16 protein-coding genes, 1 tRNA gene and 2 pseudogenes are annotated in these 16524 nt (G+C 37.1%); 16 read left to right on the top strand and 3 right to left on the bottom strand.

Annotation, left to right across the window (positions count from 1 at the left end; all coding sequences use genetic code 11):
* Nucleotides 1-112 precede the first annotated feature (112 nt).
* Nucleotides 113-196: pseudogene (locus AC0IWE_RS04270) on the bottom strand (VOC family protein); the annotation flags it as partial.
* A gap of 407 nt (nt 197-603) precedes the next feature.
* On the opposite strand from AC0IWE_RS04270, the gene AC0IWE_RS04275 reads away from it, so the two are divergent.
* From AC0IWE_RS04275 to AC0IWE_RS04340, 14 genes and pseudogenes are all read left to right on the top strand, one after another.
* A complete protein-coding gene (locus AC0IWE_RS04275; RefSeq protein ID WP_471792070.1) occupies nt 604-939 on the top strand; it encodes a ligand-binding sensor domain-containing protein in 336 nt (111 codons plus the stop codon).
* Entirely contained in the window at nt 851-1063 is a 213-nt protein-coding gene (locus tag AC0IWE_RS04280; protein ID WP_471792420.1) for a hypothetical protein, read from the top strand. Before AC0IWE_RS04275 ends, AC0IWE_RS04280 begins: the two co-directional genes overlap by 89 nt.
* Before the next feature lie 494 nt (nt 1064-1557).
* Nucleotides 1558-2343: a ligand-binding sensor domain-containing protein gene (locus AC0IWE_RS04285; protein WP_471792071.1), complete on the top strand. Its 786-nt coding sequence runs from the start codon at nt 1558-1560 to the stop codon at nt 2341-2343.
* 151 nt (nt 2344-2494) lie between these two features.
* Nucleotides 2495-3076: a triple tyrosine motif-containing protein gene (locus tag AC0IWE_RS04290; RefSeq protein WP_471792072.1), complete on the top strand. Its 582-nt coding sequence runs from the start codon at nt 2495-2497 to the stop codon at nt 3074-3076.
* A 5-nt stretch (nt 3077-3081) separates the two neighbouring features.
* Nucleotides 3082-3162: pseudogene (locus AC0IWE_RS04295) on the top strand (hypothetical protein); the annotation flags it as partial.
* A 69-nt stretch (nt 3163-3231) separates the two neighbouring features.
* Nucleotides 3232-4608 (top strand): response regulator, encoded by a 1377-nt coding sequence (locus tag AC0IWE_RS04300; RefSeq protein WP_471792073.1) that lies wholly within the window; start codon nt 3232-3234, stop codon nt 4606-4608.
* A gap of 152 nt (nt 4609-4760) precedes the next feature.
* Nucleotides 4761-5837 carry a SusC/RagA family TonB-linked outer membrane protein gene (locus AC0IWE_RS04305; protein ID WP_471792074.1) on the top strand — a complete coding sequence of 359 codons (1077 nt, stop codon included), beginning with the start codon at nt 4761-4763 and terminating at the stop codon, nt 5835-5837.
* A 37-nt stretch (nt 5838-5874) separates the two neighbouring features.
* Nucleotides 5875-6774 (top strand): hypothetical protein, encoded by a 900-nt coding sequence (locus AC0IWE_RS04310; RefSeq protein WP_471792075.1) that lies wholly within the window; start codon nt 5875-5877, stop codon nt 6772-6774.
* On the top strand, nt 6662-7738 hold the full coding sequence (locus AC0IWE_RS04315; protein WP_471792076.1) for a hypothetical protein: 1077 nt from the start codon (nt 6662-6664) through the stop codon (nt 7736-7738). Before AC0IWE_RS04310 ends, AC0IWE_RS04315 begins: the two co-directional genes overlap by 113 nt.
* A 23-nt stretch (nt 7739-7761) precedes the next feature.
* Complete coding sequence (locus AC0IWE_RS04320) at nt 7762-9255, top strand: RagB/SusD family nutrient uptake outer membrane protein (RefSeq protein ID WP_471792077.1); 1494 nt, start codon at nt 7762-7764, stop codon at nt 9253-9255.
* A gap of 59 nt (nt 9256-9314) precedes the next feature.
* Nucleotides 9315-9974 (top strand): glycoside hydrolase family 16 protein, encoded by a 660-nt coding sequence (locus AC0IWE_RS04325; RefSeq protein WP_471792078.1) that lies wholly within the window; start codon nt 9315-9317, stop codon nt 9972-9974.
* Nucleotides 9932-10567: a carbohydrate binding domain-containing protein gene (locus tag AC0IWE_RS04330; protein WP_471792079.1), complete on the top strand. Its 636-nt coding sequence runs from the start codon at nt 9932-9934 to the stop codon at nt 10565-10567. Before AC0IWE_RS04325 ends, AC0IWE_RS04330 begins: the two co-directional genes overlap by 43 nt.
* Nucleotides 10568-11895: 1328 nt before the next feature.
* On the top strand, nt 11896-12222 hold the full coding sequence (locus AC0IWE_RS04335; protein ID WP_471792401.1) for a glycoside hydrolase family 16 protein: 327 nt from the start codon (nt 11896-11898) through the stop codon (nt 12220-12222).
* 204 nt (nt 12223-12426) lie between these two features.
* Entirely contained in the window at nt 12427-12801 is a 375-nt protein-coding gene (locus AC0IWE_RS04340; protein ID WP_471792080.1) for a carbohydrate binding domain-containing protein, read from the top strand.
* Nucleotides 12802-13148: 347 nt separating this feature from the next.
* Here AC0IWE_RS04340 and AC0IWE_RS04345 read toward each other — a convergent pair.
* Nucleotides 13149-13222 (bottom strand) — tRNA-Ile (locus AC0IWE_RS04345).
* Between the two features lie 202 nt (nt 13223-13424).
* Nucleotides 13425-14123: a DUF1826 domain-containing protein gene (locus AC0IWE_RS04350; RefSeq protein WP_471792081.1), complete on the bottom strand. Its 699-nt coding sequence runs from the start codon at nt 14121-14123 to the stop codon at nt 13425-13427.
* A gap of 237 nt (nt 14124-14360) precedes the next feature.
* Between AC0IWE_RS04350 and AC0IWE_RS04355 the strand changes: the two genes are divergently transcribed.
* Entirely contained in the window at nt 14361-14837 is a 477-nt protein-coding gene (locus tag AC0IWE_RS04355; RefSeq protein ID WP_471792082.1) for an AAA family ATPase, read from the top strand.
* A gap of 56 nt (nt 14838-14893) precedes the next feature.
* Nucleotides 14894-16453 (top strand): HRDC domain-containing protein, encoded by a 1560-nt coding sequence (locus tag AC0IWE_RS04360; RefSeq protein WP_471792083.1) that lies wholly within the window; start codon nt 14894-14896, stop codon nt 16451-16453.
* Nucleotides 16454-16524 lie beyond the last annotated feature (71 nt).

Here is a 16524-nt window from a genome sequence, read left to right on the forward strand (position 1 = left end):
ATGTGTAACCTACTGGTTCGGTTATGCAAGCCGATATTAACCAGGTCTACCTCGCTAACACCACTGGTTTTCGCATTTATCGTGAAACGCTTTCGCGTTTTTCGTGCGCCGCTTCACCGCCAAAAACTGATTTATAAAAAGTAAATGCTTCTTCGGCATTTCCATTGAAGTTGATCCAGGGATTAATTGCTCTCATAATTGCTTATTTTATTTCTTGTAATTTCTAAACTAAAATAATGATTGACAATTAGATTTTATAAAAATAATGCCTAACATTTTAATGATAGCCAAAATTAATTTATGGAAAAATATTATTTGTCAAAGAATCAGAGCATCAAAATGTTTAACATAACTAAACTTTTAATTAAAATGTTTAGCTTAAATAAACAATATATTGTAATTTCATCGTGGCTTTTTATAATGACTAAAATTACATGATGCTATTTATTGTCTTCCTTTTAATTCTATTAAACAAACCATATAGTACGTTAATACCTAACTCTATTATTTATAACGCTTAATTACGCGCTAATATGTTTCGGAAACTGCATGTCATCCTAAGTGCTGTACTTTTCTTTATAGTTATTCCAAATTTATTTCTACATGCGCAAATTCCTGCCGTTTAAGTTTATTGATGTTAACAGTGGCATACCCAATAATGATGTAACGACTATTTACCAGGATAAACGTGGATTAATGTGGATTGGTACTTATGATGGTTTAACCCGATACGATGGATATCATTTTATTGTATATCGAAATAACCTTTCGAATCCTAATTCATTGATAAATAACCGCATCAACTGTATAACACAAGATCACCTTAACCAAATATGGATTGGAACACGCAATGGGATTAGTCGATTTAACTATTCCATTAACCAATTTTCTAATATCAATTTCAAAAGTGTTTCCGGCAAGGGTATCACGCCAGGTTGAAAAAGGGAATATAAACGCCATAAAAGAAGATGCTTTACACCATGTGTTCATCGCATCAGAAGTAGAAGGATTATTGACCTATAATTTTGTTTCGAATAAAGCAGAACAGATTTCCACTCTATAAGCATAAAAATTTAATTAGTTTTAATTACGCTGCATGAGCCATCACCTTAAACAACCAAAATGAATTATGGACGATGGTTAAAAATGTTGGCCTATGTAAATACAACAGCAAAAAAAACAGGCTGGAAGTAAGCAATACGCTGATAACTGAAGCCAGTACAATTGTGGCAGATCACTGGGCAATATTTGGATAGCGACAGACATGGGGCTGCATCAATATTCATTAACCAGGCAATCGATGTTGCCCGTTATGCTGGCGCAAAAGAAAATTAATCACATTAGTCTAGACAGTCAGAAAATCCTCTGGATCGCATCTGATGGAAACGGAATTTTCACGATATCCCCGGAGAATCAATACCGCGAAAATATAGTTATGGCGGAACTTTATCTGATAATACAAACCCTGTAATTTATTCGATATATGAAGACCGTGAAAAACGGAAATGGATTGGAACCCTAAGAAGCGGCATTATAATTATTGAGCCAAACAAGGCATTGTTTAGTACATTTTCACACAACAACACGATCAAAAACAACCGAAATGTAGATATTATAACGGCTTTTTGTGAAAATACTTATGGAAAGATTTGGGTTGGCACCGATGGCGGCGGCATAAAAGAATGGGATAGCCGAGTAAGCAATTTTACCACCATAAAGAATATACCAGGTGATCAAAATTCGCTTAGCGGCAATTTTGTGACTTCAATGATCAGGGATAATTTAAACCAAATATGGGTAAGTACCTGGAGCAATGGCATTAACGTTTACAACGACAAAAATACTGGAGCTATAAACTTTAAGCGGTATAAACTCTATAATACGCAAACAAAAACTGAAGACCGGTTTTGCTGGAAACTCTACCAAGATCTTTCGGGTACACTGTGGGTAAGTGCCATTAATGGAGGATTGTATCGCTTTAACAAAAAGAAAGATGCGTTTGATTTATTTGTAAACATTAAAGATATAATAAGCCTCGGAGAAGACCGGATGGGTGCGTTATGGGCAGGCGATTTTAATTCTCTTATTAAAATTAACAAAAAGAGCGGAAAGATTCAACGATTTAATGTTGGTTATCCTGTACGTACAATTCACGAAGATAAAATGCAAAGATTATGGATTGGCACCGAAGGTGGAGGCCTTCTTCTTTTCGACCAAACGAACATGCATTTTCAACGCTTTACAGAACAAAGTGGCCTTCCAAATAATGCTATTTTAAATATTTTAGAAGATAACGAACTTAATTTATGGTTGAGCACCTACAATGGCTTGAAGCTGCTTTAATATCAGAAAAAAGCAATTTCGCAATTATTCCCAATCAGATGGCCTGCAAAGCAATCAATTCAATTATAATGCAGCTCTTGCGTGTTCAAACGGCATTTTTTTGTTCGGTGGGATTAAGGGATTTAACGCATTCAAACCATCAGCAATTAAAATGGATAAACAGCAACCTGCCGGTTTTCCTCAGTCTCTTTTTATAGATGAAGTAAAATTAAACAACCTCACCGTTAACAATTATAAAAAGTATGTATCAAAAACCAAATTTGGTTCGCAATTGGAGCTTAATATCCCCTACAATACCTCGACAGTAACTTTTACATTTTTAGCACCCGAATTTTCAGCCCCCGATAAAATTCAATATGCATATCGCTTAAAAGGAAGAGATACACAATGGAACTACGCTGGTAACGTAAGAACAGCTAATTATACGCACCTGCCAGAAGGAGCATACATTTTAGAAGCCAAAGCTACCAATAGAAACGGCGATTGGAATAAAAGCATTGAACTGATAAAAATCAGGGTTCTCCCACCCTGGTACTATACCTGGTGGGCTTATATATTTTATTTCGGAATTGCAGGAACAATCATAGTTGTATTTTATAAATATAAGGCGGGTAAACAGGAATCTGCCTATCAAATAAAGCTTGTAACAATCGAAAAAGAAAGAGAAAGAACTTCATGTAAAAGAGACTCTCATTTTTTACCAGTATATCACATGAATTCCGAACACCGCTAACTTTAATTTTAAATCCATTAAAGGAACTCATCAAACAAGAAAATGATCCCACCCCCTCAAATGAACTTAATATTGCCTATCGCAATGCCAAAAGGTTACTGAGTCTTGTAGATCAGCTATTATTAATCAGAAAAGCAGATAGCGGATTTGACGATTTGAAAACATCAACGGTTAACTTCAAAGTGTTTTGCTACGACATTTACGCTTACTTTTTGCAACAGGCGAAGCATAGGCAATTTGATTATGTATTTTGCTTTAAGGCTGATGAATTAACATTGGAAATTGACCGCGAAAAAACAGAAATAGCAATTTTTAATGTACTGGCCAATGCAATTAAATTTACTCCAACAGGAGGAAACATTTCGTTCGAGATAGAAAAAATTGATCAATTACTCATCGTTACCATAAATGATAGTGGACCTGGGATTGCTGAAGATATCGGCGACAAGCTGTTTGAAAATTTTTATCAGGTAAAACCTCAGTCTGACAGAAAAAATACAGGATTTGGTATAGGATTATATCTTGCTAAAAAATTCATTGAGCAGCAACAAGGTAAAATTTCATACAAAAGCAAATTGGGTACAGGAACCATCTTTGAAATTTTATTGCCAATATGTGAACATCAAACGCTTAACGATGTTGATTCTTTCCTTCCTTTTGAAAATTATGCCTTACCATTTAATTATGAGAATGAGCAAATAGCTGAAGAAAAAGCAATGCCTACTAATTTAATGGTTACAGAAAAAAAATCGTTATTAATTATTGATGATAATGAAGAGATTAGGAAGTATATCAAAGATATTTTTTACGAAAACCTGGTTATTTACGAATCGAAAGATGGAACAGGTGGTTTATCGATGGCAGAGGAACTGGCACCTGATCTGATTATTACTGATTTACATATGCCTGGATTGAATGGCATTGAACTTTGCCGTTTAATTAAAGATAACCCAGCTATAAGCCACATTCCGGTAATTCTGTTAACGGGAAATAATACTGATGAAATGAGGCTTGACGGAATTGAAAGCGGTGCTGTTGATTACATTACAAAGCCATTCGATAAAACATTACTGGTGGCTAAGGTTGAACGCCTGTTGGAGAATAAAACCAAATTGCAGCATTATTTCCTTGAGGTAATTACCTTACAAAGAACTACTTCGAAAGTACCCGTAACACACAAAACTTTCCTTGAAAAATGCATTACCATGGTAGAAACCAAACTGGATGATGATGAATTTACGGTTAAGCATCTGGCAAAAGAAATGGGGATGAGTTACTCAAGCCTAAACACTAAAATAAAAGACATATCAGGATTATCCGTTAATGGATTTATACGTTCCATTAGGATAAGAAAAGCAGCCTTAATAATGTTAACAAGCGATATAAATATCAATCAGGCAGCATTCGAAGTTGGTATTGCAGATGTTAAGTATTTTAGAAAACATTTTTATAAGTTGTTTGGTCTCGTCCCTTCTGATTACATCAAAAAATACCGGAACACATTTAATAGAGACCATACAATTTCGCATTAAATGAAGTGAAATACCTCATCTGTTTCCTAATAATAGTATGAAATAAAATATGGTGTATTTGTAAGTTTGTCCCCCATTTTTTAAAATTTCACCCCCCTACAATGCCTCATTGTGTTTGTAATCTTGTTCAAACAAAAAACAAAATCAGAGGTATGTATAAGAAAAAACTACTCGTCTTAGTAGCACTGTGCATTGTTAGTTCTATAGCATTTGCTCAAAAATTAATTAAAGGAACAGTTTCCGACAAAACTGGATTGCCCCTTGTTGGTGTAACAATTGGTTATAAGGGAGGTAACAATACCAGCACCAATAATTCTGGCAGCTATTCCATCCAAGTTCCAGATGGCACCTTACTAACATTTAGTTACGTTGGCTATGAAACGCAAACTAAAGCGACGCTAAAAAGCTCAAACATTAATGTTGTTTTAAATGAACTCACCAATACATTAGAAAATGTAGTGGTAGTTGGTTATGGAGCACAAAAGAGAACAGATTTAACAGGAGCAATTGCCACCTTAAACGCAAAAGCCTATAAAGATCAGCCTGTATTAAATATCTCATCTGCATTGCAGGGAAGATTAGCCGGTGTATCAGTTAACAATAACTCTGGAGCTCCCGGAGGACAGGTTAAGATTAGGATTAGAGGGGCAAATTCAGTAAACGGTGCAAACTCTCCGTTATATGTAGTAGATGGAATTGCCATAACCAGTATTAACCTGCAGGATATTAATGTTAATGACATTGAATCATTCGAGTTATTAAAAGATGCATCAGCAACTGCTGTATATGGCTCCAGAGGCGCAAACGGTGTGATTATCATTACAACTAAGAAAGGCTTAACAGGCGATGCAAAAATTGCTTACAACAGCTTTGTCAGTTTTAATAAGCCAATAAAAAAGTATGAATTAATGGATGCGCAAACTTATGCTACAACTGTTAATTACAGAATGGGTGCCAACGTATTTCCTGATCCGCAATCTTTTACTGGAAATACAACCGACTGGCAAGATTTAATATTTAACAATGCCATCAGCCAAAGCCACCAACTCTCAATGTCTGGCGGAACCGAAAAGTCGAAATACTTCATATCAGGAAGTTACATTAATCAAAACGGTTTGCTATTGAACAGCAACCAGGAAAAATTTGGCCTACGGAGTAATTTAGAATTCAAAATAAGCAATAAAATCACCTTTGGTTTAAACATGCTGGTGCAGCTGAACCAACTCTAAAAATAATGGAGACATTGGCTTTAAAGGAAATCCTGTTATGGCAGGTTTAACCTGGGCACCAACGGAGAAGGTTTATGACGATGAGGCGAAAAACATGTACAACAGAAATGGAATTTCTCCATTGTGGGCAAATCCCATCATGATGCTTAAAGAAGCCAATAACCTATCTTTAAATAACGCCGGGTTATTTAACGGAAAACTAACTTACGCCATAACAGATTGGTTAAATTTATCTGTTAATGCAGCTTTGGATGGTGCAATAGGGAAAAGTGCCTATCTAAGGAATAATTGGATTTCCCAGGGAAATATGGGTGCCGGACAAGGGCTTTCAGAAAGCTACACTTTCCAAAATAGTAATATTTTAACGTTTCATAAAACCATTAAAGAAAAACACAACATCACGGTTACTGCTGTTGTTGAAAATACTTCATCAACTTCAACTAGCTTTAATGCAACAGGATCAAATCTCCCTACTGACAAGAATTCTTATTATAATTTAGGGCTAAATGGATCTCAAAGTATCTCTTCAGGTTACTCAAAATCTGCTATGTTATCTTTTATGGGGCGTGTTGCTTATAGTTTCAACAATAGGTATTTACTAACAGCGTCTGTCAGAAGAGATGGTTCATCCAAATTTCAGGAGCAAAATAAGTGGGGGAATTTCCCGTCTTTTAGTTTAGGTTGGAAATTATCAGAAGAAGAATTTATAAAAAAGCTTGGCTTTATATCAGAGTTGAAGCTACGAGGAGGATGGGGAATAATCGGAAATCAAAGTATTGCCGCATACAGCACCCTTGGCTTATTAACGCCCGTACTTTACTCATATGGTACACAAGTTAATGCTACAGGGATATACACTCGGAAGTCCTCCAACGCCAAATGTAAAATGGGAAACAACACATCAAACGGATATTGGGTTAGACTTAAGCCTATTTAACCGCCGTATAAACATTGTTGCCGATTACTATAAAAAAAATACCCACGATTTACTTCTATTTACCAGGATTAACGATTATGATGGCGGAGGTTCATTACTTAAAAACATTGGTGAAGTAAGTAACCAGGGCTTTGAATTTACTTTTGACGCCGTACCTATTAAAACCGATAATTTTACATGGAATACTGGTTTTACGGCTTCGTTTAATAAAAACAAGGTTGTAAGCCTGGGTAAAGATGATATCGTTTTTAGAGGTAATATTGGCGGTGGCTTACTTACAACAAATATTCAGGCGGTAAAGGTGGGAGAACCGCTGGGTACATTTTTTTTAATTCCATGGCAAGGAATCTATAACCAGGATAATGCCAAAATGGGATATAAAGCTGGAGATAATAATTATAAAGATGTTAGCGGAAATAACAGTATAGGATTTGAAGATCGTGTGGTATCTGGTACGGCAACACCTAAATATCAGCTTGGCTTTAATAATAATATCACTTACAAAAATTTGGAGCTCAATGTGTTCTTCCAGGGTTCATTTGGCAATAAAATTTTTAACGCCACTTATGCCGCAGCGGCAATACCGAGTAGCGATGTTGCCTACCCTACGCTTCAAGAAACCAAGAATTATTGGACGCCTCAAAACACGTCGGCAATCTGGGCAAATCCGGCTAGTAAAACCAATCGCAATTATATAGAATCAACTCAGTTTCTGCAAAACGGCAGCTATGTTAGATTGAAGAATATTAGCCTTTCGTATACGCTACCGAAAAGGTTAATCCACAACATTTCTGCATTAAAAATTACGGCCAGCGCGCAAAACTACTTCACTTTTACAAAATACAAAGGGTATGATCCGGAAGCAACATCAACCCCGGCTTCCAGCGATGCAGATGCTGGAATTGATATGGGCGCCTACCCATCACCAAAAACCTTAACCATCGGTTTAGGAGTTAATTTTTAATCACCATCAAAAAAGCTAATCGCATGAAAAAGTATATTTTAATATTGGTTGTCATTTTATTGGCAACTGGCTCTTGTAAAAAAAGTTTCTTACAAGAAGACCCAAAAGGGAGCATTTTGCCAGTAACTTTTTATAAAAACGGAAATGATCTGGAACAGGCTTCTCTCGGCATAAGCCTGATGTTTAATGGTGCATGGAACCAGACTGGCGGAATGGCAATTACGTTTGGAAGTGATGACATTACCACATTCCGCGGTGGAAATAAAATTGGTTTTTCTGATTTCGATACATTTCAGGCCAACTCATCCAATGATAGAATGACCAATTGGTGGATTTATTTTTACAAAACAATCAAATCATCTAATGCACTCATTCAAAACTATAATGGGGCTACAGGTGCCACAGATGCTCAAAGAGCCAATGCTGCTGGCCTGGCCTATTTTTACAGGGCGGTAAGTTATTTTTTCCTTACCAGGGCTTGGGGTGCTGTACCATTGATTACCACCCCCACTATAGATGGTGCCCGAGCCAATGCCGAACCAGGAAAAATTTATGAATTAATTTTGGCAGATCTCAGCAAAGCAGAAACAATGCTGCCAGATAATTGGTCGGGAAAAATGAATAATGGAGGTGTGAATATATTTCCAACAATTGGATCGGCGAAAGCCTTAATGGCCAATGTATACCTCACAATGGCCGGATGGCCGCTTAAGCAAACAGATAAATATGCATTGGCAGCAAAAAAAGCTAAAGAAGTAATAGATAATAAAGCCAAGTGGAATTATGATCTGCTACCAAGCTTTGCAGGAGTTTTTAGCAAAGAGGGCAAATTTAATAAAGAAGCAGTATTTGCATGCTACTACAATAACCAGGCACCTGGTTTAAATTGGGAAAATGGTAGCCAAATGGGGCCTGCTAATTTTATGCCGGGTGAAGAAGGTGGCTGGGATGAAGCTTTTGGCGAAATTAACTTTTACAACAATTTCCCTGAAGGACCAAGAAAAGACGCTACCTATAGAAAAACTTATTACCTGAAAAATGATGTTACCAAACCTGTAGATTATACCCAGTTGCTACATAAACATCCATACTTTACCAAGTATAACGACGATGTATTTTATAATCAAACAAACCACTCCATGAGCAATTGGTGGGGCAGCCATACCGTATTTGTGCTTCGTTACGCTGAAGTACTCTTAACCTATGCCGAAGCCACTGCAATGTCATCCGGAGTAGATGGTTCGGCTTATTCGGCAATCAATGACGTAAGAAAACGTGCTGGTCTGCCAGATCTTGCTGCGGGCTTATCGCAGGTGGATTTTAGAAATGCAGTAATTGATGAAAGAGGTTGGGAATTTGCAGGTTGCGAACCTGCTGCCAGATGGTTTGATTTAATTAGAACTGAAACAGTTGCAAAAACACTAGCAAACCGCGATCCATCAGAAGTACCGCTGAAAAATATTCCAAATGATGCTACCCACACCTATTATTTTGCACCCATTCCTGTGGTAAACTAAACGAATATGTACGCTTACAATTAACCAATTATAAAACCTTTTATTGACCAAAAAATCAGATGAAAACATTACATCAAAATTTGGCTTTATCAGCAATCCTGATCGGATTAGCGGTAACATCCTGTAAAAAACAAGATAAGCCAGCAGACGAAAAATTAAGCACTGGAGAGACTACCCCTCGCAGTGTTGTCTACAAACCCGCAGCATATACATTAGTTTGGGCAGATGAATTTAATAACGACGGAGCATTTGATGCGAATAACTGGCAGTATATAGACCGCGGATCTTCTAGATTTAGAAAGTACATGATTAGTGATCCAAATTATGTAAATCAAGTTGGCGGAAACCTTGTAATTAAAGCAGATAATGCTGTTATTCCAGGAAATACTGACCCATTACATTTTAGCGGAGTACATACAGGGGGCGGGCAAATGTTTTTTAAATATGGAAAGATTGAAATTCGTGCGAAATTTAATGAAGGTATTGGATCTTGGCCTGCTTTCTGGATGATGCCAGCACCATATGGAGGAGGTGTTTATGGAGGTTGGCCTAATTCGGGTGAACTCGACATTATGGAGCATTTTGGCACCAGTAATGAGATAAGAAATAATGTATTTTCAAATGCTACCATCCTAGTTCCCAGGCTTCAAGCGCTAGGCCTGGCTATAACAAAAATGTGTATAATACCTACGCGTTGGAATGGACACCAACGTACTTAAAATTTTTTGTAAATGGAGTCTCAACATATACTTACACCAAGCAAGTAGGAGATACTTGGAGAAGATGGCCATATGATCAGCCCTTTTTTGTAATTCTCAATCAATCTGTAGAAGGCACATTAATTACACAATCTGCCTTGCCCTACAAATTAGAAGTTGATTACATCAGATTATACAAAAACAGCAGTTTAACCAATGGCGATTTTGAAAGTGGTAACCTATCTCCATGGTATGCGTGGAATCCATCAGGAACTGCTAGTGTTATAAGTACTGATGCAGCACTGGGAACAAAAGCGTTACGTTTGCAAGGTGGAGAAACTAGTATGGAACAAGAGATTACGGGCTTATCCCCTAATACAGAATATACATTTGGTGGCTATGCCAAACTTAGTGCTGCAAATGAAAGTGTTATAGTAGGTGTAAAAAACTTTGGCGGCTCCGCAATATCTCAGACATTGAGTGGCAATCTTGCGTACAGGCAAGCTTCAGTTACTTTTAAAACCGGGCCTACCAGCACATCTGCAACCTTATACTTTTATAAACCTGTAAGTGGCACAGCCTACGGTGATAACTTTTTTCTTGAAAAGATCTAATCACAATTAGGCAACTTTTTTGGCGCAGGCGCTACATTTTATGTAGGGCCTGCTTCAGTATGATCTATTGTGATGGCAATAGGAATTTAATTCTTTTTAAATCATTATTTCTCAAGTATTTCTTAAGTTTTGATGATTTACACAAGTTTCTAACTAAATTAATCAAAAGTTGCTGAACCTAACCACTAAAAATGAAAAAAGATAATTGAAATTATCCTAAAACGGCTTTTAAAGACACAAAAAGTATCAGATACTAAGAAAGCTAAACTTCATAACATATATGAATTAGAAAAAATTAAGCCAGTTTTGAACTATTACAGACAGCTGTAATTTTTAATGTTTACACGTTTCTGTAGGATTTACAATCAAACCAGTCCGGCCTCAAAAATGAATGCTTGCCTACTCCTTTATAATATTATGAAATAAAAAATGGTGTATTTGTAAGTTTGTCCCCCATTTTTTAAAATTTTACCCCTCTACAATACTTTGATGTGTTTGTAATCTTGTTTAAACAAAAAACAAAATCAGAGGTATGTATAAGAAAAACCACTCGTCTTAATAGTACTGTATCTTATTAGTTCTAAAGCATTTGCTAAAAATTAATTAAAGGAACAGTATCCGACACAACTGGATTACCCTTGTTGGTGTCACAATTAAATATCAAACAACTCTTCGTAATAATTTATCCATTCTAGGATTATAGTTTAGAAACAAAAACTACTAAATCTAATTCATTACATGAAGGAATTAGTAATACATATACCCATAATCAGGTCAACCGTTTGAGACGCCAATTTTAATATATCTCAATTAAAAAAGGTAACAAATTCAAACGTAATGATTTCCAATGTAGAAATTTATTGCAAGCCCATATTAACCGTTTACATATATAAAAATAGGGGATTAGGATGTTAGTGCACAATACAAATAGATACAATTAATTAACCAATTAGATAACCTTTTATTAACCAAAAAAATCAAATGAAAACATTACATCAAAATTTGGCTTTATCAGCAATCCTGATCGGATTAGCGGTAACATCCCGTAAAAAACAAGATAAGCCAGCAGACGAAAACTTAAGCACTGGAGAGACGTACCCCTCGCAGTGTTGTCTACAAACCAGCAGCATATACATTAGTTTGGGCAGATGAATTTAATTCTACGGGATCTCTTTGATGCTGATAAATGGGAATATGCTTCCCGCAGGAACAGTTGCCTGGAAATAAGTACCTCACCTCATCTGCCAGTTATGTCTGTACAGGATAGGCAGTAACATGCAGTTAAGGATGGATAATGCTACGATTGCTGGAGACCCTGGTGCCTTATCATTTCAGGAGGGGTTCGCTCTTTAGGTAAATTTAGTATTGCTTTTGGAAAAATTGAGGTAAGGGCTAAGTTTACCCTAAGGGCAGGGACTGCATGGCCGGCTATATGGATGATGCCCGAACCCGCAACAGCGCATTCGGGAAGTTGGCCTGATTGTGGCGAAATAGACATTATGGAGCATGCAAACAACGAAGCCCTTATTCATCACACCATACACAACAGCGTGGTTACAAATGCAAATGGCTCAAGTACCGCAACAAAAGCAGCACGATATAACGCAACTGAATTTAATACTGTATGCAATCGAATGGGATCCATCAGCTGTTAAGTTTTATCTAAACGGTACACTCCAATATACCTACAGTAAGTTAACCTCGGGAGGGTGGCAACAGTATCCTTTTTGATGTTCCATTTTATGTAATCCTGAATCAGGCAGGTGGGGCAGGATGGCCGGGTGCCATTAACAATTTAAATCTTCCTTTCAGTATGCAGGTAGATTATGTGAGGGTTTATAAAAACAGCAGCTTAACCAATGGCGATTTTGAAAGTGGCAACTTTGCACCTTGGGATGTATGGAACGGGATCTGGCACGGCCAGCATAGTAAACACTGATGCAGCATTGGGATCAAAAGCAGTTCGCTTACAAGGTGGAGAAACAACTATTGAACAAACAATTACAGGACTAACTCCTAACACAACTTATACATTCGGTGGCTTTTGTAAACTTAGCGCTACAAACCAAAGTGTAATATTAGGTGTAAAAAACTTTGGCGGCCCCGCAATCTGTCAGACATTGAGTGGCAATCTTGCGTACAGGCAAGCTTCAGTTACTTTTAAAACCGGGCCTACCAGCACATCTGCAACCTTATACTTTTATAAACCTGTAAATGGCACAGCCTACAGGTGATAACTTTTTTCTTGAAAAGATCTAATCATAATTAGGCAACTTTTTTGGGCGCAGGCGCTACATTTTATGTAGGGCCTGCTTCAGTATGATCTATTGTGATAGCAAATGGGTACCTGTAAAAACAAAAAAGCTATATAATGCTAACGCTAAAACCTGAGGATTAAATATTCAACAATAATTTAAATTTTGAATAACCTATCAGCGTAAAATCCAATATCAGATTTGGAATATCCTTTTTCCAACTTCCTTCATTAAATACAATTTGATTTAGCTAAATTCCTTATTTAAATACGAATTCAATGTAACAAAAAACCCCTTCAAGTTATCCTTAAAGGGGTTTAAAGCAGTGGGCCCACCTGGGCTCGAACCAGGGACCAAAAGATTATGAGTCTTCTACTCTAACCAGCTGAGCTATAGGCCCGGAAAAAAGGAATTCCTTTTTTGCGAGTGCAATGTTACAAAATTGAATTGAATTTATGAAAATGTTTTTTGCAATTTTTAATATAAAAACAAATACAAACTCATTTTCAAGCCGTTAATCTTTATTAGTTTTATAATGTTGGAGTATTTCCTACCTATATCACCAAGCAAAGCCCATTTTTAAAATAATATAAGCAGTTACTTTAACAGATTAAAAGCAATCTAAGCAACCCATCATCTTCAGTGGGCGCACGGTGAACACATGGTAAAACCTTTTTTTCAGGATGATCTACCGCTAATCTCCACAGATGGCCCAATCCTAAATTTATGGGCGTAGCACCGGCTTTGACCTCATAATGCAGATCGAAATAATGCTCCTTTAAAAAGTTTTCAAATTCTGCGTCCGTACCACTATGTAATGCTTTAAGCTTTTGCCTGATTTCTGGAATCATAATTTTTTGCTCAGCCTCATCATTAGCTAAAATCTCACTCGGGGCACCATGGTAGGTACATAAAAAAGTATCTGTCCCGATTGGCGAACGGTCTACATGGAAAGAATATACATCTGTTGATATAAAATCAAATTCATCATCACGTTCATAACTTTTAAGCAGATTGAGTGAAGGCGATGCACCGAAACCGGCCAATAATTGATAGTCATTTAAAATAATTGCTCTTGCTATACTGCCTTCTTTAGAGAGTTCAAGCGCATTAAGTGCTTCCACTGATACTTCTGTCAGGTTCTCTTTCAGTTCGAGTTTAGACACAATTTCGCCAAAATCACCTGCCAGGTTTCTAAACCAGCAAATTGCATTTACGTTTTCATAAAAATCTGTTTCCACAAGCTCAGTAAAAGTAGAAACCACTTTAACCTGCTTGTTATCAGCAAATCCATTATTCATACCTTAAAAACTCTTTAATCATCTTATACTGATTGTTAGTTCAATCTCCACCAGAGCAAACAGTACAATAAGTTCCATTTGTCGAATGCCTTCAAACATAACCATATTTACATTAAAATATCAATGGTTTTTAAAGGTTCAGCAGGATATGGATCTTAATTTCAATTGCAATTGTGGATAAAACAGGGCATAATCTGTATCCAAATAAATTTCGAATAGGTTATTTTTGTGCTAGATATGAATTTCCCCGATCCGGACAACCAACTCCTTTTAGATTTTTTAGCCACCACCAACCAACCTGTTTTTTTAACTGGTAAAGCTGGAACAGGTAAAACCACACTTTTGCGGAAAATTAGAGATACCACCAAAAAGAATTTTGCTGTTGTGGCTCCCACCGCCGTTGCTGCAATTAATGCTGGTGGAGTTACCTGGCATTCTTTTTTCCAGATTCCTTTTGGTCCGTTGGTTCCCGTTGTTGATGAAAACGCAGAAACTAATTTTAAATATTCTGACGAAAAAACCAGATTGTTGCGTTGCCTTGATCTTTTGATTATCGATGAAATCAGTATGGTGAGGGTCGATATAATTGATTTTATTGATCGTACCTTAAAACGCGTAAAAGGTTCTACCCGTCCATTTGGTGGTGTTCAGGTGTTAATGATTGGTGATCTTTATCAGCTCTCCCTATCTTTCATGATGCATGGCACATTTTAGGCGCATATTATGCCAGTCCGTACTTTTTCGACAGTTTAATTTTTCGTTCCACACCAATGCTCACTTTTGCATTGGATAAGGTTTACCGCCAATCAGATCCTGTATTTCTGGATATCCTGAACGGCATGAGAGAGAATAACCTGGATAACAGCTTGCTTGAAAAACTGAATGAGCGTTATGATCCGTCATTGGATCAGGAATGGAAAGACGATTACATTACGCTTACAACACACAACCAACTGGTTAACGAAATTAACCAGGGCTGTTTGGAAAAATTACCCGGAGAAATTTTCGAATTCAAGGCAGCAGTAAGTGGCGATTTCCCGAAAGATGCCTATCCTACCGATGAAAAACTACAGTTAAAACTTGGTGCCCAGGTAATCTTCATTAAAAATGATTCTTCGGGTAAAAAGCAATTTTATAACGGTAAAGCTGCAAAAATCACCGCAATTGATAAAGATTTGATCAAGGTAAGTTTTACAAGTGATGGCAGGGAAATTGAAGTAGAAAAAGAAATTTGGCAGAATGTAAAATACAGCCTTAGCGACGACGAAAATAAAATCGACGAAACCAGTACCGGTTCATTTGCTCAATACCCATTTAAACTGGCATGGGCCATTACCGTACATAAAAGCCAGGGATTAACTTTTGATCAGGCAATAGTAGATGTGAGCACCGCTTTTACCCACGGGCAAGCCTATGTGGCACTCAGCCGTTGCAGAAGTTTAGAAGGCTTGATTTTAAAATCGCCGGTAGTTGCCGGAAACATCATCACTGATGCCAAGGTAATCGGTTTTACCAAAGCCAGCCACCAGGCTAAACCTACGCCCGAACTATTAGAACGTTATAGCCAGCAATATGCCTGGGGCCTTATCCACGAATTACTCGATTTTTCACTTATCGCCAAAGATTGGGAAAAACTCGGGCGATCTAAACTCATCGATAAAGATGAAAAAAATGCTTTTTTATCCATTTATGAGCAGGGAAATCAAATTCTTCAGCATGAAATTTTCAAAGTTGCCAGAAACTTTATAACCAAAGAATTTTCAAAAATAAGTACACACGAAAATCCAGCAACCGAAACTGCTTTTATGGAACGTTTGCAGAAGGCCTCAGATTATTTCGTACCTAAACTGGAACAGGTAATGACGCTCATGGCACGGATAGTGGCCATTAATTTTTATAACGATACCCATTCAGATAAGCTGCTTACCACCTTAAACGACTGTAAAGATGCCCTTCAGGTTAAATTAGCTTTATTCAAAATTTCATGGAATCCTTTTTCCATTAAAGATTATATCAGCACCTTACATGCCGCCAGCAATAAGCAACCTGTTAAAAAACCTGTTAAATCGAGCATTAAACCCAAAGAAATTTCCAATCCACAAGTTTATAAAAACCTGGTAGAATGGCGTAAAACCATAGCCACACAACGCGGAACGCAAGATTATGCAGTATTATCCGATTTGGCATTACTATCTATCGCCGAACGCATGCCCAGAACAACCGATCAGCTTGCCGCACTTAAAAGTGTAGGCATTGGCAATGCAAAAGAACTTGGCCAACAGATTACCCGCATCGTAAATGCCCATTTGGGTACAAGTGAATTATTTTAGAAAAATTAGTTCAATAAAGCTTTTTTAATACTTTCGCAACCCCATTTTATTCGCCACAAGCCAAACACATC

The organism is Pedobacter sp. AC402 (assembly GCF_979252805.1).

Coding starts and splice junctions, on each gene's coding strand:
- AC0IWE_RS04305 (WP_471792074.1), top strand. CDS start 4,761: ATGTATAAGAAAAAACTACTCGTCTTAGTAGCACTGTGCATTGTTAGT.
- AC0IWE_RS04350 (WP_471792081.1), bottom strand. CDS start 14,123: ATGAATAATGGATTTGCTGATAACAAGCAGGTTAAAGTGGTTTCTACT.
- AC0IWE_RS04325 (WP_471792078.1), top strand. CDS start 9,315: ATGAAAACATTACATCAAAATTTGGCTTTATCAGCAATCCTGATCGGA.
- AC0IWE_RS04310 (WP_471792075.1), top strand. CDS start 5,875: ATGGCAGGTTTAACCTGGGCACCAACGGAGAAGGTTTATGACGATGAG.
- AC0IWE_RS04280 (WP_471792420.1), top strand. CDS start 851: ATGGGATTAGTCGATTTAACTATTCCATTAACCAATTTTCTAATATCA.
- AC0IWE_RS04275 (WP_471792070.1), top strand. CDS start 604: ATGCGCAAATTCCTGCCGTTTAAGTTTATTGATGTTAACAGTGGCATA.
- AC0IWE_RS04315 (WP_471792076.1), top strand. CDS start 6,662: ATGGTACACAAGTTAATGCTACAGGGATATACACTCGGAAGTCCTCCA.
- AC0IWE_RS04340 (WP_471792080.1), top strand. CDS start 12,427: ATGGCGATTTTGAAAGTGGCAACTTTGCACCTTGGGATGTATGGAACG.
- AC0IWE_RS04360 (WP_471792083.1), top strand. CDS start 14,894: ATGCTCACTTTTGCATTGGATAAGGTTTACCGCCAATCAGATCCTGTA.
- AC0IWE_RS04355 (WP_471792082.1), top strand. CDS start 14,361: ATGAATTTCCCCGATCCGGACAACCAACTCCTTTTAGATTTTTTAGCC.
- AC0IWE_RS04290 (WP_471792072.1), top strand. CDS start 2,495: ATGGATAAACAGCAACCTGCCGGTTTTCCTCAGTCTCTTTTTATAGAT.
- AC0IWE_RS04320 (WP_471792077.1), top strand. CDS start 7,762: ATGAAAAAGTATATTTTAATATTGGTTGTCATTTTATTGGCAACTGGC.